The following is a 25,157-nucleotide window of genomic DNA, read 5'->3' as shown; positions in this document are numbered from 1 at the left end:
CGGCGGCAAGTCTATCAGAACTTGCCTACACGTAAGAGAAATTTGCGCCGAACTAAGTTTCAGCAATGCCTGCAAATTTCTCACGCAATTTATCTAGAGCGCGCTTGTAACGCATCTTTGTCGCACTCAAACCCATGTGCATTATGTCTGCGATCTCCTGAAATTCCAGCTCTGCGACAAATCGTAGCACCAGAATTTCACGGTCGATCGGATTCACATACACCAGCCAGCGATCAAGTCCGCCCTTTTCCTCGGGTTTCGGCATCTTCTCTTCAGATGCTTCCTCAAGGGGGTCCAGACTCAAAGCGTCCATCAAGCGACGCTTACGCCGTTCCTTCCGATACTGCGTGATGCACTCGTTGTACGTGATGCTATATAGCCATGTCTTGAACTTCGATTTCCCCTCGAAGTTCTTCAGGCCGTAGAGCACCTTCAACATCACTTCCTGACAGACATCGTCTGCATCACGATCGTTCCCAAGATACCGTGCACAAACGTTAAATAATGTTCGTTGGTAACGCCGCATCAGTTCTTCATAAGCGCGCGTTACGTGGAACAGCTCGGTATGCGAGCGCGCGACCAACTCCTCATCAGAGAGCTCGCGGGGGTCATAGCGCGTGGAGAGCGATTGAGCTTTATTCAAAACAAGTCTGGCCGACAGTCAGGTCAATGTCCGCCGCAATCCTTCAGGAATTTTGCGGCGGCATACATTAGCAGGATTTGCCGGGTTAGCGGCTACTCACATGCTGCTCCAAGAGAATCCGATTCGAGAGAGAGACTAGCTCACCCTCGTCGGTCAGCACGGTGGTTTTAACCGTACCAATCTCTTCGATCTGACCTTCGACCTCGCCAACACGCACTTGTTGCCCAACCTGGTACAACTCACGCACATAGATTCCTGCAAGAATCTGACCGGCAATCTCCCGGCTTCCCAAGCCCATGGCCAGCGCAACCGCCAGACCAACGGTAATCAAGACGATCACGATCACATGGTTGAGCAGGTCAGTCTTGACCTCCAACTGGCTGATCGCAACCGAAATACTGATGATGATCACCAGGCCTTGGGCAATTCGCCCCAGGCCCGCAGCGTAATCAAGCCCTACGCCTTCTGCCGCGCCACGCACCAGCCCATTGGCCAGTTGCGCCAGCAAGACACCCACCAGCAGTACCAGCGCAGCGCCAAATACTTTCGGCAAATACAGCGCCAACATGTCCAGCGTAGCTGAAACTCGCTCAAGTCCAAGAGATTCTGCGGCCGAAACCAGAAAAATCAGCAGAACGAACCAATACACGATTTTGCCGATCAACGTCGAGATAGGTACCTGAAGACCTGCTCGGGACAGCAACTTGGTCAACCCCGTGCCGCCCATCAGGCGATCGAGGCCCAGTTTGGCGAGCAATTTGGAGAGCAGCGTGTCCAGCAGCTTGGCCACGACAAAACCCAGCAGCAACACAACCAGTGCGCCAAACAGGTTCGGAATGAAGTTTGCAACCTTGGTCCATAACGCAGTCATTGCAGTGACGAGGCTCTGTGTCCAGAGATCAAGTTCCATATTCAATCAGCCTTATCAGCAGTGCGAACGGTAGGTTTACGAAGACGGGAAACCGGCGAGATATGGGCCGATCCGTTATTCAGGGCGATCATCAACGCGGGCAACCAGCGGCCCAGCAGACTGAACAGATCGCCGGCACCGACCTGGCGGTTGGCGGTTTTCAGCACGCGGCCCAGGCAGGCATCGTCGTCACGGCTGGACGGCGAAGCTTTGAGCATGTCACGCAAAGACTGTTCAAACGGATCGTGCATACGCACCTCTCGTGATATCTGTGAAAGACGCGGTCAAATTTGGTCGGGTCACATGACTCATCATCAGAACCAGCGCAAACGTCGGAATAGCCACCACTGCCCCAGCGCCACCGAGACCATCAAAAGGCAGGCGATCAGGAAGCCATAGGGGCTGGCAGCGAATGGAATACCGCCGACGTTGATCCCCAGAAGACCGGCCAGAAAACTCATCGGCAAAAAGATCCCGGTGATGATCCCGAAGCGGTACATCGTGCGGTTCATGCGCACGCTCAAACGCCGGTCTTCGGCCTCCAGGACCAGCCCCACGCGCTCTCGGGTCAATTCCAGCTCCTCGAGATAACGGGTCAGGCTGTTATTCAATTCGTTCCAGTAATCGCCGTCGTCTTCAACGAACCAAGGCAGTTTTAGCCGGGTCAATTGACCGAAAATATCCCGTTGCGGTGCCAGAAAACGCTTCAACGCGGCCGCCCTGCGACGGATCTGCAAGACAGCCCCATGCTCTGGCGTATACCGTTCGTCGGCATCCAGCTTTTCTTCTTCCTCATCGACGATTTCCGAGAGGCAGCTGACCAGATCCTGCACTTTGTTAGTGAGGTACTGCGCCATATAAAGGATCAGTTCGGACGCGGTTCGCGGCCCTTTGCCTTCGGCCAATTGCACCAGCAACTCATCGGTGGCGCGCAACGGCCGCAGACGCAGGGAAATCACCCGTTGGGCCGACCCGAAGATCCGCACCGAGACCATGTCTTCCGGCTCGGCACCTGGATTGAGGTTGATCCCGCGCAGAAACAGCAACAGCTCAGCGTCCGGCAGCGGCAAAAGACGCGGCCGGGTATTTTCTTCCAGCAACAAATCGCAACTAAATTCACTCAGACCGCTGTCGTTACGCAGCCAGGTCTGGGTTTGCGGGTGACTGCGATCCCAATGCAACCACAGGCTTTCATGGGCATGTAACTGCAAGTCATCGAGTTCAGTCCGGGCTATCGAACGCGCACCGCCTTTACCGTCCAGCACCAGGGCATGCACCAGCCCCCACTGCGCGTTTTCTTCCTCGAACATCCTCACCCCTTTGATGAAACGCGCTTTATTCAGGCATTTTCAGCGGGCTTGGCGAAATGATCACGCCGTTGTTGTCCGCATAAACATAGTGACCCGGGTGAAAGGTCACACCCGCGAAGGTCACGGCAATATTGAGTTCACCAACACCGCGCCGGTCGGTTTTCATCGGGTGACTGGCCAGGGCCTGAACCCCCAGATCGGTTTGGGCGATGACGTCGACGTCGCGAATGCAACCATAGATCACCAGCCCTTCCCAACCGTTACTGGCGGCTTTCTCGGCCAGCAGGTCGCCCAACAGCGCGCGGCGCAGGGAACCGCCGCCGTCGACCACCAGCACTTTACCCTTACCGTTGAGGGCGACTTGCTCCTTGACCAGCGAATTATCTTCGAAACATTTGATGGTCACGATTTCGCCACCGAAAGAATCGCGGCCACCAAAATTGCTGAACATCGGTTCCAGCACCTGAACCAGTTCCGGGTAGGCATCGCAAAGGTCGGGCGTGAGGTAATGGTTCATCGAGAAACTCCTGCGAAAAGGAAGACAATCGAGTAGACAACACACGCGGGCCAAGGCTGAACGGCTGTAAACGCGCCGATCGAGTCAATCACTAAAAGTGACCGGAACCGCTTAATGCGTCATATCTTAGCCGCAAGCTGTTCCGAGCGAAATGCCCTTGTTAGAGCATCAGGTTGAAATTGCTCTGGCCGCATCCGGCTTTCCATCCAGCAAAGGCGTCTGTTGATCCGACAGCCAACGCGCCACCAACGGCCAGACTTCCGCCTGCGCAGCCTTGCTGACAAGCATTTCGACATGGCCGAAATTATCGCCAAAGCCTTGCTCGCGGCCAAGGGTGATGAATTGCTTGTGCTCGGAGCCGATCTGATCGAACAGCTTGTGGCAGGCCCAGGTAGGGTCTTGGTGGTCGCCCGCGGCGCTCACGGCCAGCACCGGCAACCGAACCTCGGCCAAACCCGCCCACCAGTCCTTGTCGTCATCGCCAAAACGCCCGAACAGCCCGTACCAGCGCATGCTTTCCAGGGCCAGGCCAATCGGCTCGTCCTCCGGGCCACGCTTGAGCCGTGAACCTGACAGTTGGGCAAACCGCTTGAGAATGAAGCGCCCGCTCCACTCAACCGGTGGAAACTTCAAGGGCCAGTAGGTGCGGCTCACCTGCGTGCCAAAAAACGCCGCAGATGCGACGACAGGCTCGCCAATGTATTCCCCGCCCAGCGCCGCCGCCAGCGTAATGCCGCCCAACGAGTGACCGATCCAGTGTGGAATCTGGCCGCTCTGTTCGCGCACAAAGGCACCAATGGCCGGCAAGTCGTAACGCGCGTAGTCGGCGACGCGGTTCTTGCGATAGTCCTGGTTGCGCTGAGACAGGCCATGACCGCGCATTTCCGGGATCCACACATCGAACCCCAGGCGTGTCAGATAAGCCCCCAGTCCCAAGCCTTTGGGGGAGAACCAGAACCTTCGATTGGAAAAACTGCCGTGCAACAGAATCACCGGCACGCCACGTACCGTCGGCTCATCGGCCAGACCCAAGCGGGTCACAGCCAGTTCGACGGTGCCGTCGGGGCTGTTGCCGGGCTTCAAACGATAGACGTCTTCGCTCAGATCACCGCGTCGTTCGGCGCTGATCAGGGCGACAGGAAATAGGTTGCTGCTGCTTTGCATAATGCTCTTGCACAAAAAAGGGCGGCATCCAGAGGAGCCCGCCCTACTTGAATATCTGAAAGAGCCGGCCAGTGTCGGAGCGAGCCTGCTCGCGAAGGACGTCAGAACAACGCGTTTATCCAGCAAGTACGCGTTATCGTTTACGACCATCGCGAGCAGGCTCGCTCCCACAGAGAGCGGCCCGTCCACACCATCAGGCCGAAGCCTGACCTTCAGCCAGGAAGAACCAGGTTTCCAGCACGGAATCGGGGTTCAGCGAAACGCTTTCGATGCCCTGCTCCATCAGCCATTTGGCCAGATCAGGGTGGTCCGAAGGGCCCTGACCGCAGATGCCGATGTACTTGCCGGCCTTGTTGCAGGCCTGAATAGCGTTGGCCAGCAGCTTCTTGACCGCCGGATTACGCTCGTCGAACAGGTGCGCGATGATCCCGGAGTCACGGTCCAGGCCCAGGGTCAGCTGGGTCAGGTCGTTGGAGCCGATGGAGAAGCCGTCGAAGAACTCGAGGAATTCTTCAGCCAGGATCGCGTTGGACGGCAGCTCGCACATCATGATCACGCGCAGACCGTTGTCGCCACGGGCCAGACCGTTTTCGGCCAGCAGATCAACCACCTGGCTCGCCTCGCCCAGAGTGCGAACGAACGGCACCATGATTTCAACGTTGGTCAGCCCCATCTCGTTGCGCACGCGCTTGAGGGCGCGGCACTCGAGTTCGAAGCAGTCGCGGAACGATTCGCTGATGTAACGCGATGCACCACGGAAGCCCAGCATCGGGTTTTCTTCTTCCGGCTCGTAGAGTTTGCCGCCGATCAGGTTCGCGTATTCGTTGGACTTGAAGTCCGACAGACGCACGATGACCTTCTTAGGATAGAACGCAGCGGCCAGGGTGCTGATGCCCTCGACCAGTTTCTCGACGTAGAAGCCGACCGGGTCGTCGTAACCGGCGATACGCTTGTCGACGCTGTCCTTGATGTCCTGCGGCAGGCCGCCGTAGTTCAACAACGCCTTGGGGTGCACGCCAATCATGCGGTTGATGATGAATTCCAGACGGGCCAGGCCCACACCGGCGTTCGGCAGCTGCGCGAAGTCGAAGGCGCGGTCCGGGTTGCCGACGTTCATCATGATCTTGAACGGCAGCTCCGGCATGGCATCCACGGAGTTTTTCTTGATGTCGAAACCCAGTTCGCCTTCGAAGATGTAACCGGTGTCACCTTCCGCGCAGGAAACGGTCACGCCCTGGCCGTCTTGCAACAGCTGGGTGGCGTTGCCGCAACCGACCACGGCCGGGATGCCCAGCTCGCGGGCGATGATCGCCGCGTGGCAGGTACGACCGCCACGGTTGGTGACGATGGCACTGGCGCGCTTCATCACCGGTTCCCAGTCCGGGTCGGTCATGTCCGACACCAGCACGTCGCCCGGCTGGACTTTATCCATTTCGGACACGTCCTTGATAATCCGCACCTTGCCGGCGCCAATGCGCTGGCCGATGGCGCGGCCTTCCACCAGCACAGTGCCGGTTTCTTTCAACAGGTAACGTTCCATGACGTTGGCCTGGGTGCGGCTCTTCACGGTTTCCGGACGGGCCTGCACGATGTACAGCTTGCCGTCGTCACCGTCTTTGGCCCATTCGATGTCCATCGGGCACTTGTAGTGCTTTTCGATGATCATCGCCTGCTTGGCCAACTCGCTGACTTCGGCGTCGCTCAGGCAGAAACGGGCACGATCAGCTTTGTCCACATCGACGGTCTTGACCGATTTACCGGCCTTGGCCTCGTCGCCGTAGATCATCTTGATGGCTTTGCTGCCCAGATTGCGACGCAGGATCGCCGGGCGACCGGCTTCCAGCGTGCCTTTGTGGACGTAGAATTCATCCGGGTTCACCGCGCCTTGCACGACGGTTTCACCCAGGCCGTAAGCGCCGGTGATGAACACCACGTCACGGAAGCCCGACTCGGTATCGAGGGTGAACATCACGCCGGCGGTGCCGGTTTCGGAGCGGACCATGCGCTGTACACCAGCCGACAGAGCTACCAGCTTGTGGTCGAAGCCCTGGTGGACGCGGTAGGAAATCGCACGATCGTTGAACAGCGAGGCGAACACCTCTTTAGCGGCGCGAATAACGTTTTCGACACCACGGATGTTCAGGAAGGTTTCCTGCTGGCCGGCGAAGGAGGCGTCTGGCAGATCTTCGGCGGTAGCGGAAGAACGCACGGCCACGGCCATGTCAGGGTTACCGGCCGACAGCGTGGCGAACGCAGTGCGGATCTCGGTATTGAGCTTCTCGGGGAATTCGGCTTCCATGATCCATTGACGGATTTGGGCGCCGGTTTTGGCCAGGGCGTTGACATCATCGACATCCAGCGCATCGAGGGCAGCGTGGATCTGATCGTTCAGGCCGCTCAGTTCCAGGAAATCACGATATGCCTGAGCGGTCGTGGCGAAGCCACCGGGAACCGATACACCGGCGCCTGCCAGGTTGCTGATCATCTCGCCCAGGGATGCGTTCTTGCCCCCCACATGCTCCACATCATGGACGCCGAGCTTATCGAGGGAAACTACGTACTCTACCAAGGTGATCTCTCCACTAACTGTGTTGGAAAAGCTCAGAAACCGGCGACTCGGGGGAGCATTTGCCGGCTGTATGGCCTGGACCTGGAAAATAAGTGAGAATGCTGGCCATTGGCGGCCGACAAATCGCGCCTACTATATCCAAGAATCGAAACTAGCTTAAGGCCCAAGGTGCAAATGAAACGATCTGCTTTCTTTATCTCCGATGGCACGGGCATTACGGCCGAAACCCTCGGTCAAAGCCTGTTGGCGCAGTTCGAAAACATTACCTTCAGCAAAATCACGCGCCCCTATATCGACAACGCGGATAAAGCGCGGGCCATGGTACAACAAATCAACAAAGCCGCCGAAAACGATGGTTTTCGTCCGATTATTTTCGACACCATCGTCAATCAGGATATTCGTGAGATTCTTGCAACGTCGAATGGTTTCATGATCGACATTTTCTCGACCTTCCTGGCGCCCCTGGAACAGGAGTTGACCGAGCATTCTTCCTACACCGTCGGCAAATCCCATTCCATCGGCGGCAACTCCAATTACATGGAGCGCATCGAGGCGGTGAATTTCGCCCTCGACAATGACGATGGCGCCCGCACCCACTATTACGACAAAGCTGACCTGATACTAGTGGGCGTGTCGCGGTGTGGTAAAACCCCGACGTGTTTGTACATGGCCATGCAATTCGGCATCCGCGCGGCCAATTACCCGCTGACCGAAGACGACATGGAGCGCCTGCAACTGCCAACCGCCCTGCGCGCCCATCATCACAAGCTGTTCGGGTTGACCATCGACCCGGACCGTCTTACAGCCATCCGCAATGAGCGCAAGCCCAACAGCCGCTATTCGAGCTACGCGCAGTGCGAGTTTGAAGTGCGCGAGGTGGAGAATCTGTTTCGCCGCGAGAACATTGCCCACATCAATTCCACGCATTTTTCCGTCGAAGAGATTTCGGCGAAGATTCTGGTGGAGAAAGGTGTGGAGCGGCGGTTCAAGTAGTGCTGTAGCGCCTGTCATGCCGCCTTCGCGAGCAAGCCCGCTCCCACATTAGACCGCGTACGTTTGCCGCGACTCGGTCAAATGTGGGAGCGGGCTTGCTCGCGAAGAACGATCACTCGGTCTCAGCCAATGCCCCCGCCAACGCTTCAAACCCTTGAAGCAACAACCGATCATCCATCGTCGAATTACACACACTCGCCCTGATGAATTGCGGCACCGCCCCCTGCCCGACCGCAAACGATTCAGCAGTCGCCACCAAATATTTATTTTCCTTGAGCTCCTCAGCAATCTGCGAGGCCCGCCACGGCTCGGGCACTTTGATCCAGAAGTGCGGGCTATGCGGATGGGTTTTGTACACCAAACCCTCCAGCAGCCCACTGACCAACGCCTTGCGCCGACCGATCTCGGCAATCTGCTGGCCCAGCAATTGCTCGGCCATGCCGTTTTCTATCCACAGACTCGCGACCTCTAATGACAACGGGCTGGCCATCCAGCACGTCCCGCGCACGGCTGCGCTCAAGCGTCCGATCAACGGTTGCGGCGCATGCAGGTAACCGACTCGCAAACCCGCCGAAACCGCCTTGCTCAGACTGCCGATCAGCACCGAGCGCTCCGGGACGAAATGGCTCAAGGGTAACGGTCGCTGTCGAGCCAATACTGCGTGGGCTTCGTCTTCAAAGATCAACAGATTGTGCTGCCGACAGACCTCTGCAATCGCCTCGCGACGGGCGACGGACATCACCGCAGCCGTAGGATTCTGGATTGTCGGTGTGCAATACAGCGCCGACACACGATGGTTGCGGCAAACCTCCTCCAGAGCATCGGGCATCAGGCCTTCATCATCGATCCCGACGCCGATGAGTTTTATTCCGAGCTGGCGTGCGACGCTGATCAACCCCGGGTAGGTCAAGTGCTCCGTCACCAACGTATCGCCCGCCTTGAGCAGCCCCATCAAGGCACACAACAGGCCGTGCTGGCCGCCGTTCACTCAAACGATCTGCTCGGCGTTCGGGACAAATTCTTTATGCCTGAGCCAATGCGCGCCCGCCGCACGAAAGCGTGGCAAACCGACGTCGACGGTGTAGCCGCTGAGGTGCTGCAACGCCTCAGGATCAAGGGACAACGCTTGCAGGCTCCGGCTCAGAAACAGCGCTTCCTGCCGTGGAATCGGTTGATTGCGGCTCATGTCAAAAAACGCACGAGGCTCATCGCTGACATTGCGAAAGCCACTGTCCCGCGGTCTTTCCATTCCGCGCTGACGCACATAGGTGCCGTCTCCTACGCGCGCGATCACCAATCCCACACGTTCGAGTTCACCGTAAGCGCGGCTGATGGTACCGATGGTCACCCCAAGGCTATCCGCCAACAAGCGATGCGGCGGCAATTTGCAGCCGGACTCAATAACCCCTTCAGCGATGCCTTTCTCAGCGGCGTCGGCAAGACGTTTGTATTTCACCCCCTGACCGTTTGCCAGGCCGTCGCGCAGGATTGACACCATGGCAATACTTGTTTTGACAGTCATTCCAGTCCCGAATAGCGTGCTTGAAACAGGTTCAATCAGGGATAGACCTTTTGCAGCTGAAGGTCAATTCCGAACATAAAAGGAGTCCAATCATGTCCATCGCCATCAGCGCACCTTCAGGTGCTGCCAAACCCTGGCTGGCCGGCCTGGTTACCAGTGTGCTGTTCCTGATCGTATGCCTGAGCTGGGGCACCACATGGCTGGGGATCAAGATTGCCGTTGAAAGCGTGCCGCCGCTGACTGCCGCCGGACTGCGGTTCCTGATTGCCTTCCCGCTCTTTCTCGGCTTCGCCCTGATCCGTCGTGAGCCGCTGCTGTTTCCCAAGGAAATCCGTTGGTTTTTTGTCTTTGTCACGCTGTCGTATTTCAGCCTGCCGTACTACTTGCTCAACTACGGCGAGATGCACGTGTCATCGGGCCTGACGGCGCTGCTGTTCAGCTGCATGCCGGTGTTCATCCTGCTGTTTTCCTCGCTGTTTCTGCGGGAGAAAATCTACCCTTCGCAAGTGCTGGGCATCGCCATCGGTTTCGGCAGCCTGTTCATGATCATCCGCAGCCAGGGGTTGCATCTGGACCATGCCGAATTGTTCGGGGTATTGGCGATTCTCTGCGCGGCGGTGATGCATGCGCTGTGTTACGTGGTGACGAAAAAACACGGCACGGCGATCAGCGTAATTACCTACAACACGCTGCCAATCGGCATCGCCGGACTGATGCTGTTTGTCGCCGGGTTGGGTGTCGAAGCACCGGTGTTTGGCGCCATCACCGCGCGTTCGTGGAGCGCCCTGCTCTATCTGGGGCTGGTGGCGTCGGTGGGCGGATTTATCGTTTACTTCCTGCTGCTCAAGCGGCTGAGCCCGATCATTCTGTCGTTTGTATTCATCATTTTTCCGGTGTTCGCCGTGATCATTGGCGCCTGGTACGAGGGGCAAACCGTGTCTCGGGAATTGATGGTGTACTCGGCGATTCTGTTGACAGGGTTTGCGATCACCAAATTGCCGATCGAAAAATGGCTTAAAACCTGAAGCCCTTCCCGCGCTGTAGGAGCATGGCTTGCTCCGGGCGGCGTTCCGACGATGGCGCCCTCATGATCGCCATCGCAGGCAAGCCGTGCTCCTACAGGGTTTTGCGTCAGATTACGAAGAGATCCATGAAGCGGTTCACCGGTGTTGCTTCAAGCTTCGCCTGGTCCTTGCACAATGCAAAAATCTCGGCGCTGCGCTGGGCGGTGAAGCGCGTCGCCAGGTTCGTCTTGAACTTGTCCTCCAACAGCGGGATGCCGTCGGTGCGGCGGCGGCGATGGCCGATCGGGTACTCCACCAACACGTTTTCGGTGCTGGTGCCGTCCTTGAAGAACACCTGCACCGCATTGGCGATCGAGCGTTTGTCCGGCTCCAGGTATTCGCGGGTGAAGCGCGGGTCTTCGACGATGACCATTTTGTCGCGCAGCACATCGATGATCGGGTGCGCCGCGTGGAAGCCGTCCTCGTACTGCTCGGCCACCAGATTGCCGAACGCCAGCGGCACGGCTGTCATGTACTGGATGCAATGGTCACGGTCCGCCGCATTGGCCAGCGGGCCGACCTTGGAGATGATGCGAATCGCCGATTCGTGAGTGGTGATGACGATTTTGTCGATTTCGTGCAGGCGATTCCTGACCAACGGGTGCAAGGTAATGGCAGCCTCGCAGGCAGTTTGTGCGTGAAACTCGGCGGGAAAGCTGATCTTGAACAGCACGTTTTCCATCACATAACTGCCGAATGACCGGGAAAAGCTGAAGATGCGTTTGTCTTCAGGCTTGAGCGCCAGATCGTTGTTTGTGTGGCTGAACAGCACGTCATAGAAGCCCCACTGTTTGGCGCTCAGCACACCGGGGATGCCCATCTCGCCACGCATTGCGATGTCCGCCAGACGCACGCCACGGCTGGACGCATCCCCTGCCGCCCAGGATTTGCGTGACCCGGCGTTCGGTGCATGCCGGTAAGTGCGCAGCGCCTGGCCGTCGGCAAAGGCGTGGGACAACGCCGACAACAGTTGCTCGCGGTTGGCGCCCATGAGCTTGGCGCTGACGGCGGTGGAGGCGACTTTTACCAGGATGACGTGATCGATACCGACACGATTGAAGGAATTTTCCAGCGCGATCACGCCTTGAATCTCATGGGCCATGATCATGGCTTCCAACACCACGCGAATGGTCAGCGGTGCATCACCATTGGCCAGGCGTTTTTGCGACAGGTGGTCAGCCACCGCAAGAATGGCGCCGAGGTTATCGGACGGATGGCCCCATTCGGCGGCGAGCCAGGTGTCGTTGTAATCGAGCCAGCGAACGATGCAACCGATGTCCCAGGCGGCTTTGACCGGATCGAGACGGTAACGGGTGCCCGGCACGCGAGCGCCAAAAGGGACGACCGTGCCTTCGACGATGGGCCCCAGGTGTTTGGTGCATTCGGGAAAACGCAGCGCCAGCAGACCGCAGCCGAGGGTGTCCATCAGGCAATTGCGGGCGGTATCAAGGGCTTCTTCAGACTCGACTTTGTAATTCAGGACATAGTCGGCGATGTCCTGCAGGACTGTGTCGTAGTCGGGGCGGTCGTTCAGGTCGACGTTGGCGCTCATGTTCGATTCACTCGGTCAGTGGTTCGCTGATGGGACCTCGGTTCAGGATCGATCTTAGTTGATGACGCCATTCTTGTTATTGCAATGCAATTAACTGCGGGAGCGGGCTTGCCCGCGATAGCGGTGTATCAGCCAACATAGATGTTGAATGTGAAGGCCTCATCGCGGACAAGTCCGCTCCCACAGGGTTTTGGGTGACTTCTAAATTGTCAGAAAGAATCCCCCGGCACGCGGACGTAACCTTCCATCAACACCCGCGCACTGCGGCTCATGATGGCTTTGTTCACGGTCCATTCACCGTTGACCTGGCTGGCCTCGGCCCCCACGCGCAACGTACCGGAGGGATGACCGAAGCGTACGGCGTTGCGTTCGACGCCGCCCGCCGCCAGGTTCACCAACGTGCCAGAAATTGCCGCTGCCGTGCCAATGGCTACCGCTGCCGTGCCCATCATCGCGTGGTGCAGTTTGCCCATCGACAGCGCGCGCACCAGCAAATCAATGTCGGCGGCGGCGATCTTCTTGCCGCTGGATGCAATGTAATCCGCCGGTTTAGCGACGAACGCCACTTTCGGGGTGTGCTGACGCTTGGCCGCTTCGTCCAGATGCTCAATCAGCCCCATACGCAGCGCACCATAAGCGCGAATGGTTTCGAACATCGCCAAGGCCTTCAAGTCGCCATTGATCGCGCCCTGCAATTCGGTGCCGGCGTATCCGATGTCTTCGGCATTGATGAAAATGGTCGGAATGCCAGCGTTGATCAGGGTCGCCTTGAGCGTACCGACGCCCGGCACTTCGAGGTCATCCACCAGATTGCCGGTGGGGAACATCGAACCACCGCCACCCTCTTCTTCCGCCGCCGGGTCCATGAATTCGAGCTGCACTTCGGCCGCCGGAAAGGTCACGCCATCGAGTTCGAAGTCGCCGGTTTCCTGCACTTCGCCGTTGGTGATCGGTACGTGGGCGATGATGGTCTTGCCGATGTTGGCCTGCCACACGCGCACCACCGCCACGCCATTGTGTGGAATGCGGCTGGCATCCACCAGGCCATTGCTGACCGCGAACGAACCGACCGCCGCCGACAGGTTGCCGCAGTTGCCGCTCCAGTCGACGAAAGGCTTGTCGATGGAGACCTGACCGAACAGGTAATCGACGTCATGGTCGGCCTTGCGGCTTTTCGACAGGATCACGGTTTTGCTGGTACTGGACGTCGCGCCGCCCATGCCGTCGATTTGCTTGTCGTATGGGTCGGGGCTGCCGATTACTCGCAACAATAACGCGTCGCGAGCCGGACCTGGAATCTGCGCCGCTTCGGGCAGGTCTGTCAGGCTGAAAAACACGCCTTTGCTGGTGCCGCCGCGCATGTAGGTGGCGGGGATTTTAATTTGAGGTGCGTGGGCCATATTGATCCTTATCGGCCGGCGCAGGGCTTAAAACCCTGCGCGGCTCATCGTGTTAAACGGCAACCGCCGATTCTTCGAGGAAGTCCTGAGCGAAACGCTGCAACACGCCGCCGGCCTCGTAGATCGACACTTCTTCGGCGGTGTCGAGGCGGCAGGTCACCGGCACTTCGACGCGTTCGCCGTTCTTGCGATTGATCACCAGCGTCAGCGTCGCACGCGGGGTGCGGTCGCCAATCACGTCGTAGGTTTCGCTGCCGTCGATGGCCAGGGTGTGGCGATCGGTGCCCGGCTGGAACTCCAGCGGCAACACGCCCATGCCCACCAGGTTGGTGCGGTGGATGCGCTCGAAACCTTCAGCGGCAATCGCTTCCACACCCGCCAGACGCACACCTTTGGCTGCCCAGTCACGGGACGAACCCTGGCCGTAATCGGCGCCGGCGATGATGATCAGCGGCTGCTTGCGCTCCATGTAGGTTTCAATGGCTTCCCACATGCGCATGACCTGGCCTTCCGGCTCGACGCGAGCCAGGGAACCCTGTTTGACCTTGCCGTTTTCCCGGACCATTTCGTTGAACAGTTTCGGGTTGGCGAAGGTCGCGCGTTGCGCGGTCAAATGGTCGCCGCGGTGCGTGGCGTAGGAGTTGAAGTCCTCTTCCGGCAAGCCCATTTTCGCCAGGTACTCGCCCGCTGCGCTGTCGAGCATGATCGCGTTGGAAGGCGACAGGTGATCGGTGGTGATGTTGTCCGGCAGCACCGCCAACGGGCGCATGCCCTTGAGCGGACGAGCACCGGCCAGTGCGCCTTCCCAGTACGGCGGACGGCGAATATAGGTACTCATCTCGCGCCAGTCATACAGCGGCGTGACCTTTGGACCGGTGTCGTCGTGGATGGCGAACATCGGGATGTACACCTGACGAAACTGCTCCGGTTTCACCGAAGCTTTCACCACCGCGTCGATTTCTTCGTCGCTCGGCCAGATGTCTTTCAGGCGGATTTCCTTGCCATCGACCACGCCCAGCACATCTTTTTCGATGTCGAAACGGATGGTCCCGGCAATGGCGTAAGCCACCACCAATGGCGGCGAAGCCAGGAACGCGTTTTTCGCGTACGGGTGAATCCGCCCGTCGAAGTTGCGGTTACCGGACAGCACAGCGGTGGCGTACAGATCGCGGTCGATGATTTCCTGCTGGATCACCGGGTCCAGCGCGCCGGACATGCCGTTGCACGTGGTGCAGGCGAAGGCCACGACGCCGAAGCCCAGTTGCTCCAGTTCTGTCGTCAGACCGGCTTCATCCAGATACAACGCCACGGTTTTCGAACCCGGCGCCAGTGAGGATTTGACCCACGGCTTGCGGGTCAGCCCAAGCTTGTTGGCGTTGCGCGCCAGCAGGCCGGCGGCAATCACGTTGCGCGGGTTGCTGGTGTTGGTGCAACTGGTGATCGCGGCGATGATCACTGCGCCGTCCGGCATCTGGCCGGGCACGTCGTCCCACTGGCCGGAGATACCTTGGGCCGCGAGGTCGGACGTGGCGACACGGGCGTGCGGGTTGCTCGGGCCAGCCATGTTGCGCACCACCGAGGACAGGTCGAAGCTCAGCGCACGCTCGTATTGCGCGCCTTTCAGGCTGTCAGCCCAAAGGCCGGTCTGTTTGGCGTAATTCTCGACCAACTGCACTTGCTCGTCTTCACGGCCGGTGAGTTTCAGGTAATCGATGGTCTGCTGGTCGATGTAGAACATTGCCGCCGTGGCGCCGTATTCCGGGGCCATGTTGGAAATGGTCGCGCGGTCGCCCAAAGTCAGCGCCGAAGCCCCTTCACCGAAGAATTCCAGCCATGCGCCAACGACCTTTTGTTTGCGCAGGTATTCGGTCAGCGCCAGCACCATGTCGGTGGCGGTGATGCCCGGTTGCAGCTTGCCAGTGAGTTCGACACCGACGCTTTCCGGCAGACGCATCCACGATGCGCGACCGAGCATCACGCTCTCCGCTTCCAGGCCACCCACACCAATGGCGATCACGCCCAGCGCATCGACGTGCGGGGTGTGACTGTCGGTGCCGACGCAGGTATCGGGGAAGGCCACGCCATCACGCACCTGAATCACCGGGGACATTTTTTCCAGGTTGATCTGGTGCATGATCCCGTTGCCTGGCGGGATCACGTCGACGTTCTTGAAGGCTTTTTTGGTCCAGTTGATGAAGTGGAAACGGTCTTCGTTGCGACGGTCTTCAATGGCGCGGTTCTTCTCGAACGCTTCCGGGTCGAAGCCACCGCGTTCAACGGCCAGGGAATGGTCGACGATCAACTGCGTCGGCACCACCGGGTTCACTTGCGCCGGGTCACCACCTTGCAGGGCTATGGCATCGCGCAAGCCGGCGAGGTCGACCAGGGCGGTCTGGCCGAGAATGTCGTGGCATACCACGCGGGCCGGAAACCATGGGAAGTCGAGGTCGCGTTTGCGCTCGATGAATTGCTTCAGGGATTCGGTAAGCGTGGCCGGGTCGCAGCGACGCACAAGGTTTTCCGCCAGCACACGGGAGGTATACGGCAGGGTGTCGTAGGCGCCAGGCGAAATGGCCTCGACCGCCGCGCGGACGTCGAAATAATCCAGATGGCTGCCAGGCAGCGGTTTGCGGAATTCTGTGTTCATCGTCAGGACTCGGTCACGGTGGTTACAAAGGGTGGGCGGCTGGCACAGCTACTGAACTGAAACCGATCCCCTGTAGGCGCGAAGCTTGCTCGCGAAAGCGGTCTGTCGGTCGACATTGATGTTGAATGTCAGTCCGTCTTCGCGAGCAAGCTTCGCTCCTACAGGGGTCTCGGTTCATTCAGCAACCGGCACCGGCGCCCTCCCAGTCAGCGTTGTTCGATTGGCACGAACTTGCGCTGTTCGACGCCGACGTATTCGGCGCTCGGGCGGATGATGCGGTTGTTGGCACGCTGTTCGAACACATGCGCCGCCCAGCCGGTCAGGCGCGAGCAGACGAAAATCGGTGTGAACAACTTGGTCGGGATGCCCATGAAGTGGTACGTCGACGCATGGTAGAAGTCGGCGTTCGGGAACAGCTTCTTCTGCTCCCACATGGTTGCGTCGATGGCTTCGGATACCGGGAACAACACCGTGTCGCCCACTTCGTCGGCGAGTTTTTTCGACCAGCGCTTGATCACCTCGTTGCGCGGATCGTTGTCCTTATAGATCGCGTGACCGAAGCCCATGATCTTGTCCTTGCGCGCAAGCATGTCGAGGGTGCCTTCGACGGCCTCTTCCGGCGACGAAAAGCGCTCGATCATTTCCATCGCCGCTTCGTTGGCGCCGCCGTGCAGCGGGCCGCGCAGGGAACCGATCGCTGCTGTGATGCAGGAATACAAATCGGACAGCGTCGAGGCGCACACCCGGGCGGTGAAGGTCGATGCATTGAACTCGTGTTCCGCGTAGAGGATCAGCGAAACGTTCATCACCTTGACGTGCAACTCGCTCGGCTTCTTGTCGTGCAGCAGGTGCAGGAAATGGCCGCCGATGCAGGCTTCGTCGGTTACGCAATTGATGCGTTTGCCGTCGTGGCTGAAGCGATACCAGTAGCACATGATCGCCGGGAACGCGGCCAGCAGGCGGTCGGTTTTATCGTGCTGCTCGGAGAAGTCGTTCTCCGGCTCGATGTTGCCCAGAAATGAGCAACCAGTACGCATCACGTCCATCGGATGAGCGTCGGCGGGGATGCGTTCCAGCACCTCTTTCAGCGCTTGCGGCAGGTCGCGCAGCTTGCTCAGTTTCTGGGTATAGGCAGCCAGTTGCGCTTTGGTCGGCAGTTCGCCGTACAGCAGCAGGTAAGCCACTTCTTCAAATTGGGCGTCAGCCGCCAGGTCGCGAACGTCATAGCCGCGATAGGTCAGGCCTGCGCCCGACTGGCCCACGGTGGACAGTGCGGTTTGCCCGGCAACCTGGCCACGGAGCCCGGCGCCACTGAGTACTTTTGCTTCGGCCATTGCTGTCTCCAGTTTTTCTTGAATTTGTCAGGGAAACTTGTAGGAGCGAAGCTTGCTCGCGAAAGCGGTGTCTCAGGCGACATTGATTTTGAATGTCAGTCCGACTTCGCGAGCAAGCTTCGCTCCTACAGGGCTTTCATTACTTCTTCGCCGCAAACAACGCATCGAGCTTCTGCTCGAAGGTGTGGTAATCGATGCGATCGTAAAGCTCCATGCGCGTCTGCATGGTGTCGATCACATTCTGTTGCGTGCCGTCGCGGCGGATCGCGGTGTAGACATTTTCCGCAGCCTTGTTCATCGCCCGGAACGCCGACAGCGGGTACAACACCAGGGACACGTCGGCGGCGGCGAGTTGCTCGGTGGTATACAGCGGTGTCGCGCCAAATTCGGTGATGTTGGCCAGGATCGGCGCTTTCACGCGGCTGGCGAACAGCTTGTACATCTCAAGTTCGGTGATCGCTTCCGGGAACACCATGTCGGCACCGGCCTCGATACACGCCGCGGCGCGATCCAGCGCAGATTCAAGACCTTCCACCGCCAGCGCGTCAGTGCGCGCCATGATCACGAAGCTGTCATCGGTGCGGGCATCGACGGCCGCTTTGATGCGGTCGACCATTTCCTGCAGCGAAACGATCTCTTTATTAGGACGATGACCGCAGCGCTTGGCACCGACCTGGTCTTCGATGTGAATCGCCGCCGCGCCGAACTTGATCATCGACTTCACGGTACGGGCAACGTTGAACGCCGAGGAACCGAAACCGGTGTCCACGTCCACCAACAGTGGCAAGTCGCAGACGTCAGTGATGCGCCGCACGTCGGTCAGCACGTCATCCAGACCGGTAATTCCCAGGTCCGGCACGCCGAGGGAGCCGGCAGCCACCCCGCCACCCGACAGGTAGATAGCCTTGAAACCGGCGCGCTTGGCCAGCAGTGCGTGGTTGGCATTGATCGTGCCGACGACTTGCAGCGGATGTTCGCTGGCGACCGCATCGCGGAAACGCTGGCCTGGAGTGCTCTTGTTGGAACTCATGACTCACCTCGTTCAGTGGCTGTCGGGTTAGCGCCGTCCTGATAGTGACGGGCGATATTGCGTTTGGAGGCGCCGATGTGGCGGCGCATCAACAACTCGGCCAATTCACCGTCACGGTCGGCGATGGCATCGAGAATTCGGTGGTGTTCGGCAAACGCCTGGCGCGGCCGATTGGGCGTGGTGGAAAACTGGATGCGGTACATGCGCACCAGCTGATAGAGCTCGCCGCATAGCATCTGGGTCAGGGTGCGGTTGCCGCTGCCCTGAATGATCCGGTAATGAAAGTCGAAATCGCCTTCCTGCTGGTAGTAACCGACACCGGCCTGAAACGCCGCATCGCGCTCATGGGTTTCCAGCACCCGGCGCAGTTCGTCGATTTCTTCGACCGTCATGCGTTCAGCCGCCAGACGGCATGCCATGCCTTCCAGGGATTCGCGAATTTCGTAGAGTTCCAGCAGCTCGGCGTGATTGAGCGATACCACCCGCGCCCCGACGTGCGGCACGCGAACCAGCAGACGCTGGCCCTCCAGACGGTGAATCGCCTCACGCAGCGGCCCGCGGCTAATGCCGTAGGTGCGCGCCAGCTCTGGCTCGGAGATTTTGCTTCCCGGGGCGATCTCGCCCTTGACGATGGCCGCCTGAATGCGTCGGAAGACGTTTTCGGAAAGTGTTTCCGAGTCGTCCTGAACTGTGACCGGGGGATCGAGTTGATCCAGCATATTGTCGACACCTTGAAAACCAATGCCGCAAAAACTAGCGAATATGGCCGGTTACGTCAAAGGATAAATTGATATTGTCGACAATCGTCTAATAACCGCTCTGACCATAACGAAGCAGCCTTTGAGGATTACTGCCGTCGGCCAGCGCTGGCGCCATAAAACCACCGTGCTAGAATGCCGCCCGCATTTGCTTGTCATCTGCATTGCCTGTCATAAACAGCAGACAGGCATACGAGGGAGCTTGTGCAGCAATGCCAGGGCCTTGAATTGAAGAACGGACCGCTGCGCACCAGGATTTATGAGACTCAAGCCCTTCACCACATTCCTATGTTTTCTTGGCCTGCCAGCTTTCGCCGCGGCAGGGGAAAAGACTGTGTACGGCCTCAATGAGTACGCTTCGCTGAACGGCATCAATCTGGAAGTGGCCGCCAAACTCGACACCGGGGCGAAAACCGCTTCGTTGAGTGCCCGCGACATCAAACGTTTCAAACGCAATGGCGAATCCTGGGTGCGCTTCTATCTGGCCATCGACGCCGCGCATTCGCACCCGATCGAACGACCGCTGGCCCGTGTCAGCAAGATCAAGCGCCGGGCCGGTGACTACGACCCGGAAGAAGGCAAAAAGTACACCGCCCGTCCGGTCATCGAGCTGGATATCTGCATGGGTTCGGCTTTACGCAGCATCGAAGTGAACTTGACCGACCGCAGTGCCTTCCAATACCCGCTCCTGATCGGCTCCGAAGCGCTCAAACGCTTCGATGCGCTGGTCGACCCCAGTCTTAAATACGCTGCTGGCAAACCCGCCTGCGCCACCGACGCACATACCGCAGAGTAATTCCAATGCGCTCTCTTACCCTCCATCTGAAACTGCTGATCGCCATCCTGGTGGTGCTGGGCATTTCAGTTACGGCCTATCAGATTTTCGTGCTCGGAATTCCGGTGACCGAAGACGCTACCGACGACTTGTGGAACATCGACACCAAGGTCGAATTCGTCGCCAACGCCAAGGATCCGATCAAGATCCAGATGTTCGTACCACCGCTGAGCCGCGACTACGTGAGCCTCAACGAGAGTTTCATTTCCAATAATTACGGCGTGGCGGTGAACCGTGTCGACGGCAACCGCAAGGTCACCTGGTCGGCGCGTCGGGCCAAGGGCAACCAGACCCTTTATTACCGATTGGTGCTGACCAAGCGCTACAGCGGCGAAAAATCCAAGGTCAAAGGTCCGACTTTCCGCGACAGCATCGCCGTCGAAGGCGCGGAAAAAATTGCCGCCGAGGCCCTGCTCGCACCGATCCGTCAACACTCGGCCGACGTCGAAACCTTCATCGGCGAAGCCATCAAGCGCGTCAACAATCTCAACGACGACAACGTGAAACTGCTGCTGGGCGGCGATCCGTCCACCGCGAACAAAGCCAAAATTGTCGAGCTGGTACTGTCCATCGCCCACGTGCCGATCGAAAAGGTCCACACCATCCGCTTGGTGGCCGATCAACCACAAACGCCGGAACTCTGGTTGCGCAGCTTCAATGGCACCGACTGGCTGTACTTCAACCCGGAAACCGGCGAACAAGGCCTGCCCACCGACCGCTTGCAGTGGTGGACCGGCGATGAAAACCTGATCACCGTCGATGGCGGCAAAAAAGCCAACGTCACCTTCAGCCTGAACAACAGCGAAATGAACGCCATTCGCCTGGCCAAGCTGACCGACGAAAATTCCGACGCCAATTTCCTCGATTACTCGCTGTACGGCCTGCCGCTGCAAACCCAGCAGACGTTCATGATAATGGTGATGATCCCGATCGGCGTGCTGGTGATCCTGATCCTGCGCAACCTGATCGGCATTCAGACACTCGGCACCTTTACCCCGGTACTGATCGCCCTCGCCTTCCGGGAAACCCAACTCGGTTTCGGCATCGTGCTATTTACGATTATCACGACGCTGGGGCTGTCGCTGCGCTCCTATCTTGAACATTTGAAGCTGCAGATGCTGCCAAGGCTATCGGTGGTGCTGACCTTCGTGGTGGTGCTGATCGCGGCAATCAGCCTGTTCAGCCACAAACTGGGCCTGGAACGCGGTTTGTCGGTGGCGCTGTTCCCGATGGTGATTCTGACCATGACCATCGAACGCCTGTCGATCACTTGGGAAGAACGCGGCGGCGGCCATGCCATGAAAGTGGCGATCGGCACCCTGTTCGCCGCCTCTTTGGCGCATTTGATCATGAGCGTGCCTGAGCTGGTGTACTTCGTGTTCACCTTCCCGGCGATCCTGCTGATTCTGGTGGGCTTCATGCTGGCCATGGGTCGCTATCGCGGTTACCGCCTGACCGAACTGGTGCGTTTCAAAGCTTTCCTCAAGAAGGCTGACGCCTGATGTTCGGTCTCTGGAAAACCTGGAAAGCCCTGGAGGCCCGGGGCATCATGGGGATCAATCGGCGCAACGCAGACTACGTGCTCAAGTACAACAAGCGCAGCCTGTACCCGATCGTCGATGACAAGATCATCACCAAGGAACGCGCCATCGCCGCCGGCATCCATGTGCCGGAGCTGTACGGCGTGATCTCCACCGAGAAGGAAATCGACAACCTCAGCGAGATCATCGGCGGGCGCACCGATTTCGTGGTCAAACCAGCCCAAGGTGCCGGCGGTGACGGCATTCTGGTGATCGCCGACCGCTTCGAGGGCCGCTATCGTACGGTGTCGGGCAAGATCATCAGCCATGAGGAAATCGAGCATCAGATTTCCAGCATCCTCACCGGCTTGTACTCGCTCGGCGGTCACCGTGACCGCGCGCTGATCGAATACCGCGTGACCCCGGACCAGATCTTTAAAAGCATCAGCTATGAAGGCGTGCCGGACATTCGCATCATCGTGTTGATGGGCTATCCGGTGATGGCCATGTTGCGCCTGCCGACCCGCCAGTCCGGCGGCAAGGCCAACCTGCACCAGGGTGCCATCGGCGTCGGCGTCGATCTGGCCACCGGCCTGACATTGCGCGGCACCTGGCTGAACAACATCATTAACAAACACCCGGACACCACCAACGCAGTGGACGGCGTGCAACTGCCCTACTGGGACGGTTTCATGAAGCTCGCGGCCGGCTGCTATGAACTGTGCGGTTTGGGTTACATCGGTGTCGACATGGTGCTCGACCAAGAGAAAGGGCCACTGATTCTTGAGCTGAACGCCCGGCCCGGGTTGAACATTCAGATCGCCAACGACTGCGGGTTGACGTTGCGTACTCACGCGGTCGAAGCGCGGCTGGAAGAATTGCAGGCCCGCGGGATAATCGAAACCGTGCAGGAACGCGTGGAGTTCGTCCAGGAAATGTTCGGGCATATTCCTGCGGTCGAGGGCTGACCCCTTACACTGATCGTTCCCATGCTCTGCGTGGGAATGCATCCGTGACGCTCCGCGTCACAGACGGACGCAGAGCGTCCGTGGCGGCATTACCACGCGGAGCGTGGGAACGATCACCTCCCTCGCCACGGATGTATCTCTTGCCGACATCCCCTCTAGGAGCAAATCCCGCAGAGGACTACAATCGCTCCCCCGCCTCGATGGCTGATCTGCCCCGCCCATGCTGACCTGTTCCGTACACCCGCTGCCCTATCGCGCCAATCCCGCCGAATACTTCGCGGCGATTCGTCATGCCCCCGGTGCCGTGCTGCTCGACAGCGGTCGGCCGAGCGCCGAACGTGGGCGCTTTGATCTGCTCAGCGCCTGGCCGCTGGAGCAATTGGCCGTATTACCGGATGAAAGCGGCAGCCATTTCCTGCAACGCCTTCGCGACACGTTGACGCGACTCGGCCAAGCCACTGTTCCTTTCGACCTGCCTTTCGCCGGTGGCCTGATCGGTTATCTGAGCTATGACTTCGGCCGGCATCTGGAAAACCTGCCGAGCCAGGCGCGGGACGACCTGCAATTGCCTGACGCTCGTTTCGGGCTGTACGACTGGGCCCTGATCAGCGATCACCACCTGGCCACCAGCCAACTGGTGTTCCACCCGGCGCTGATCGACAGTGAGCGGCAGCGGCTGCTCGAATTGTTCACCCAACCGGCGGTCGGGCAGATCGCGCCGTTCAAACTGGACAGCCCGATGAGCGCCGATTTGAGCGCCGATGACTATCGACAAGCTTTCGAACGCATTCAGCAGTACATACAGGCCGGCGACTGCTATCAGGTCAACTTCGCCCAGCGCTTTCGTGCGCAATGCCAGGGCGATCCATGGGCCGCGTACTGCGCGCTGCGGGCGGCGTGCCCGACACCTTTTTCCGGTTTCCAGAGTCTGCCCGACGGCGACGCCGTGCTGAGCCTGTCGCCAGAGCGTTTTGTCAAAGTCAGTGAGCGCCACGTCGAAACCCGTCCGATCAAAGGCACCCGCCCTCGCGGCCTGACTGCAGTTGAAGATGCGGCGAACGCCGCCGAACTGCTGGCCAGCCCCAAGGACCGCGCGGAAAACCTGATGATCGTCGATTTGCTGCGCAACGACCTCGGCCGAACCTGCCGCATCGGCTCGGTACGGGTACCGGAGCTGTTCAGTCTGGAAAGCTATCCGAACGTGCATCACCTGGTGAGCAGCGTGACCGGCGAGCTGGCGAATGACAAGGATGCGCTGGATTTGATCGCTGGCAGCTTCCCCGGCGGCTCGATTACCGGCGCGCCGAAGATTCGGGCGATGCAGATCATCGATGAGCTGGAACCGACCCGTCGTGGGTTGTATTGCGGTTCATTGCTGTACCTGGACGTGCGTGGGGAGATGGACAGCTCCATCGCCATTCGCAGTTTGCTGGTCAAGGATGGGCAAGTGTGCTGCTGGGGTGGCGGCGGAATCGTCGCGGATTCGGACTGGCAGGCGGAATATCAGGAATCGATAACCAAGGTGAAGGTGCTGCTCGATACACTGCAAAACCTCTGATATCAGGCTTCTGTGGCGAGGGGGCTTGCCCCCGTTCGGCTGCGCAGCAGTCGTAAACCGGTGTAAGCGTTGCATCCGCGGAATCCGGTTCTGGGGCCGCTTCGCGCCCCAACGGGGGCAAGCCCCCTCGCCACAAGTATCGGTTTACAAACTCAACGCCCGATTCGAAGCCTTGATGAACTCTTGCTTCAACTCCGCAAAGCTGTGCACCGCCGGGAATTGCGGAAACTCGCGAATCACATTGTCCGGTGCATGGAACAGAATCCCCGCATCCGCCTCGCCCAGCATCGTCGTATCGTTGTAAGAATCTCCTGCCGCAATCACCCGGTAATAGAGGCTCTTGAACGCCAATACCGACTGACGCTTGGGGTCTTTCTGACGCAACTGATAGCCGGTGACCCGACCCGCATCGTCGGTAATCAGACGATGGCAAAGCAAGGTCGGGAAGCCCAGTTGACGCATCAGTGGCTGGGAGAATTCGTAAAAGGTGTCCGACAGAATCACCACCTGGAAACGCTCACGCAGCCAGTCGACGAATTCGCTGGCGCCCTCCAGAGGCTTTAGCGTGGCGATCACTTCCTGAATGTCGGAAAGCTTCAGGCCATGTTCGTCAAGAATCCGCAAGCGCTGCTTCATCAACACGTCGTAGTCGGGAATGTCCCGGGTGGTGGCCCTGAGAGAGTCAATCCCGGTTTTTTCGGCGAAGGCGATCCAGATTTCCGGGACCAGCACACCTTCAAGATCCAGACAGGCAATTTCCACAAGACACTCCCATTTTGTACTGTTTATTGAGTCGAGCGAGCAAAAGGCCTGCCGAACTCTAGCGACTCGCCCTCCTCTGTGCAATGCAGAGGGCACACCAG

20 protein-coding genes and 1 pseudogene are annotated in these 25,157 nt (G+C 59.0%); 6 read left to right on the top strand and 15 right to left on the bottom strand.

Annotation, left to right across the window (positions count from 1 at the left end):
- Positions 1-52: 52 nt before the first annotated feature.
- From sigX to ppsA, 7 genes are all read right to left on the bottom strand, one after another.
- Positions 53-643, bottom strand: a complete 591-nt coding sequence (sigX, locus tag FHW68_RS04605) for an RNA polymerase sigma factor SigX (protein ID WP_032830573.1) — start codon at positions 641-643, stop codon at positions 53-55.
- A gap of 85 nt (positions 644-728) precedes the next feature.
- On the bottom strand, positions 729-1,553 hold the full coding sequence (locus tag FHW68_RS04600; protein WP_007902078.1) for a mechanosensitive ion channel family protein: 825 nt from the start codon (positions 1,551-1,553) through the stop codon (positions 729-731).
- Between the two features lie 2 nt (positions 1,554-1,555).
- Positions 1,556-1,804: a CrfX protein gene (locus tag FHW68_RS04595; protein WP_095634290.1), complete on the bottom strand. Its 249-nt coding sequence runs from the start codon at positions 1,802-1,804 to the stop codon at positions 1,556-1,558.
- 63 nt (positions 1,805-1,867) lie between these two features.
- On the bottom strand, positions 1,868-2,863 hold the full coding sequence (locus FHW68_RS04590; protein WP_095634291.1) for a zinc transporter ZntB: 996 nt from the start codon (positions 2,861-2,863) through the stop codon (positions 1,868-1,870).
- A gap of 25 nt (positions 2,864-2,888) precedes the next feature.
- Entirely contained in the window at positions 2,889-3,380 is a 492-nt protein-coding gene (gene rraA, locus FHW68_RS04585) for a ribonuclease E activity regulator RraA (protein WP_095634292.1), read from the bottom strand.
- Positions 3,381-3,548: 168 nt separating this feature from the next.
- A complete protein-coding gene (locus tag FHW68_RS04580; protein WP_183679074.1) occupies positions 3,549-4,544 on the bottom strand; it encodes an alpha/beta fold hydrolase in 996 nt (331 codons plus the stop codon).
- 193 nt (positions 4,545-4,737) lie between these two features.
- Positions 4,738-7,113 (bottom strand): phosphoenolpyruvate synthase, encoded by a 2,376-nt coding sequence (gene ppsA, locus FHW68_RS04575; RefSeq protein ID WP_095634294.1) that lies wholly within the window; start codon positions 7,111-7,113, stop codon positions 4,738-4,740.
- Positions 7,114-7,287: 174 nt separating this feature from the next.
- On the opposite strand from ppsA, the gene FHW68_RS04570 reads away from it, so the two are divergent.
- Complete coding sequence (locus FHW68_RS04570; protein WP_007902088.1) at positions 7,288-8,106, top strand: pyruvate, water dikinase regulatory protein; 819 nt, start codon at positions 7,288-7,290, stop codon at positions 8,104-8,106.
- Positions 8,107-8,218: 112 nt separating this feature from the next.
- On the opposite strand, the pseudogene FHW68_RS04565 reads toward FHW68_RS04570, so the two are convergent.
- A pseudogene (locus tag FHW68_RS04565) lies at positions 8,219-9,628 on the bottom strand (PLP-dependent aminotransferase family protein).
- Positions 9,629-9,765: 137 nt separating this feature from the next.
- Here FHW68_RS04565 and FHW68_RS04560 point away from each other — a divergent pair.
- Positions 9,766-10,653, top strand: a complete 888-nt coding sequence (locus FHW68_RS04560; RefSeq protein WP_183679920.1) for a DMT family transporter — start codon at positions 9,766-9,768, stop codon at positions 10,651-10,653.
- Positions 10,654-10,759: 106 nt separating this feature from the next.
- On the opposite strand, the gene prpD is transcribed toward FHW68_RS04560, so the two are convergent.
- From prpD to FHW68_RS04530, 6 genes are all read right to left on the bottom strand, one after another.
- A complete protein-coding gene (prpD, locus tag FHW68_RS04555) occupies positions 10,760-12,244 on the bottom strand; it encodes a 2-methylcitrate dehydratase (RefSeq protein WP_183679073.1) in 1,485 nt (494 codons plus the stop codon).
- Between the two features lie 209 nt (positions 12,245-12,453).
- Positions 12,454-13,644, bottom strand: a complete 1,191-nt coding sequence (gene prpF / locus FHW68_RS04550; RefSeq protein WP_183679071.1) for a 2-methylaconitate cis-trans isomerase PrpF — start codon at positions 13,642-13,644, stop codon at positions 12,454-12,456.
- 52 nt (positions 13,645-13,696) lie between these two features.
- Complete coding sequence (acnD, locus tag FHW68_RS04545; RefSeq protein ID WP_183679069.1) at positions 13,697-16,291, bottom strand: Fe/S-dependent 2-methylisocitrate dehydratase AcnD; 2,595 nt, start codon at positions 16,289-16,291, stop codon at positions 13,697-13,699.
- A 206-nt stretch (positions 16,292-16,497) separates the two neighbouring features.
- Positions 16,498-17,625, bottom strand: coding sequence for a 2-methylcitrate synthase (gene prpC, locus FHW68_RS04540; protein ID WP_183679067.1), 1,128 nt, complete (start codon positions 17,623-17,625; stop codon positions 16,498-16,500).
- Positions 17,626-17,764: 139 nt separating this feature from the next.
- On the bottom strand, positions 17,765-18,655 hold the full coding sequence (gene prpB, locus FHW68_RS04535) for a methylisocitrate lyase (RefSeq protein WP_095051927.1): 891 nt from the start codon (positions 18,653-18,655) through the stop codon (positions 17,765-17,767).
- Positions 18,652-19,374: a GntR family transcriptional regulator gene (locus tag FHW68_RS04530; protein WP_095634301.1), complete on the bottom strand. Its 723-nt coding sequence runs from the start codon at positions 19,372-19,374 to the stop codon at positions 18,652-18,654. The genes prpB and FHW68_RS04530 overlap by 4 nt, the downstream gene beginning before the upstream one ends.
- 298 nt (positions 19,375-19,672) lie before the next feature.
- On the opposite strand from FHW68_RS04530, the gene FHW68_RS04525 reads away from it, so the two are divergent.
- The 4 genes from FHW68_RS04525 to pabB all read left to right on the top strand — a co-directional run bounded on the left by FHW68_RS04525 (position 19,673) and on the right by pabB (position 24,294).
- Positions 19,673-20,209, top strand: a complete 537-nt coding sequence (locus tag FHW68_RS04525) for an ATP-dependent zinc protease (RefSeq protein WP_095634302.1) — start codon at positions 19,673-19,675, stop codon at positions 20,207-20,209.
- A gap of 5 nt (positions 20,210-20,214) precedes the next feature.
- Complete coding sequence (locus FHW68_RS04520) at positions 20,215-21,750, top strand: inactive transglutaminase family protein (protein WP_095634303.1); 1,536 nt, start codon at positions 20,215-20,217, stop codon at positions 21,748-21,750.
- Entirely contained in the window at positions 21,750-22,736 is a 987-nt protein-coding gene (locus FHW68_RS04515) for an alpha-L-glutamate ligase-like protein (RefSeq protein WP_095634304.1), read from the top strand. The genes FHW68_RS04520 and FHW68_RS04515 overlap by 1 nt, the downstream gene beginning before the upstream one ends.
- A gap of 220 nt (positions 22,737-22,956) precedes the next feature.
- Positions 22,957-24,294: an aminodeoxychorismate synthase component I gene (gene pabB / locus FHW68_RS04510; protein ID WP_183679065.1), complete on the top strand. Its 1,338-nt coding sequence runs from the start codon at positions 22,957-22,959 to the stop codon at positions 24,292-24,294.
- 144 nt (positions 24,295-24,438) lie between these two features.
- On the opposite strand, the gene thrH is transcribed toward pabB, so the two are convergent.
- The gene (gene thrH, locus FHW68_RS04505; RefSeq protein ID WP_008074130.1) at positions 24,439-25,056 is read right to left on the bottom strand and encodes a bifunctional phosphoserine phosphatase/homoserine phosphotransferase ThrH; all 618 of its coding nucleotides are present in this window, start codon (positions 25,054-25,056) and stop codon (positions 24,439-24,441) included.
- Between the last annotated feature and the right edge of the window lie 101 nt (positions 25,057-25,157).

The organism is Pseudomonas sp. Tn43 (assembly GCF_014192635.1).
Classification (GTDB): Bacteria; Pseudomonadota; Gammaproteobacteria; order Pseudomonadales; family Pseudomonadaceae; genus Aquipseudomonas.
The sequence above is the reverse complement of the archived record's forward strand: the minus strand, read 5'-3'. Positions and strand labels throughout refer to the sequence as shown.

What these genes read in the sequence shown, in the direction of transcription:
- acnD (WP_183679069.1), bottom strand. Translation starts at nt 16,291, where the DNA reads ATGAACACAGAATTCCGCAAACCGCTGCCTGGCAGCCATCTGGATTAT.
- prpD (WP_183679073.1), bottom strand. Translation starts at nt 12,244, where the DNA reads ATGAGCGCCAACGTCGACCTGAACGACCGCCCCGACTACGACACAGTC.
- pabB (WP_183679065.1), top strand. Translation starts at nt 22,957, where the DNA reads ATGCTGACCTGTTCCGTACACCCGCTGCCCTATCGCGCCAATCCCGCC.
- FHW68_RS04520 (WP_095634303.1), top strand. Translation starts at nt 20,215, where the DNA reads ATGCGCTCTCTTACCCTCCATCTGAAACTGCTGATCGCCATCCTGGTG.
- FHW68_RS04600 (WP_007902078.1), bottom strand. Translation starts at nt 1,553, where the DNA reads ATGGAACTTGATCTCTGGACACAGAGCCTCGTCACTGCAATGACTGCG.
- FHW68_RS04590 (WP_095634291.1), bottom strand. Translation starts at nt 2,863, where the DNA reads ATGTTCGAGGAAGAAAACGCGCAGTGGGGGCTGGTGCATGCCCTGGTG.
- prpC (WP_183679067.1), bottom strand. Translation starts at nt 17,625, where the DNA reads ATGGCCGAAGCAAAAGTACTCAGTGGCGCCGGGCTCCGTGGCCAGGTT.
- rraA (WP_095634292.1), bottom strand. Translation starts at nt 3,380, where the DNA reads ATGAACCATTACCTCACGCCCGACCTTTGCGATGCCTACCCGGAACTG.
- FHW68_RS04580 (WP_183679074.1), bottom strand. Translation starts at nt 4,544, where the DNA reads ATGCAAAGCAGCAGCAACCTATTTCCTGTCGCCCTGATCAGCGCCGAA.
- FHW68_RS04570 (WP_007902088.1), top strand. Translation starts at nt 7,288, where the DNA reads ATGAAACGATCTGCTTTCTTTATCTCCGATGGCACGGGCATTACGGCC.
- FHW68_RS04525 (WP_095634302.1), top strand. Translation starts at nt 19,673, where the DNA reads ATGAGACTCAAGCCCTTCACCACATTCCTATGTTTTCTTGGCCTGCCA.
- prpF (WP_183679071.1), bottom strand. Translation starts at nt 13,644, where the DNA reads ATGGCCCACGCACCTCAAATTAAAATCCCCGCCACCTACATGCGCGGC.
- FHW68_RS04530 (WP_095634301.1), bottom strand. Translation starts at nt 19,374, where the DNA reads ATGCTGGATCAACTCGATCCCCCGGTCACAGTTCAGGACGACTCGGAA.
- prpB (WP_095051927.1), bottom strand. Translation starts at nt 18,655, where the DNA reads ATGAGTTCCAACAAGAGCACTCCAGGCCAGCGTTTCCGCGATGCGGTC.
- FHW68_RS04515 (WP_095634304.1), top strand. Translation starts at nt 21,750, where the DNA reads ATGTTCGGTCTCTGGAAAACCTGGAAAGCCCTGGAGGCCCGGGGCATC.
- FHW68_RS04595 (WP_095634290.1), bottom strand. Translation starts at nt 1,804, where the DNA reads ATGCACGATCCGTTTGAACAGTCTTTGCGTGACATGCTCAAAGCTTCG.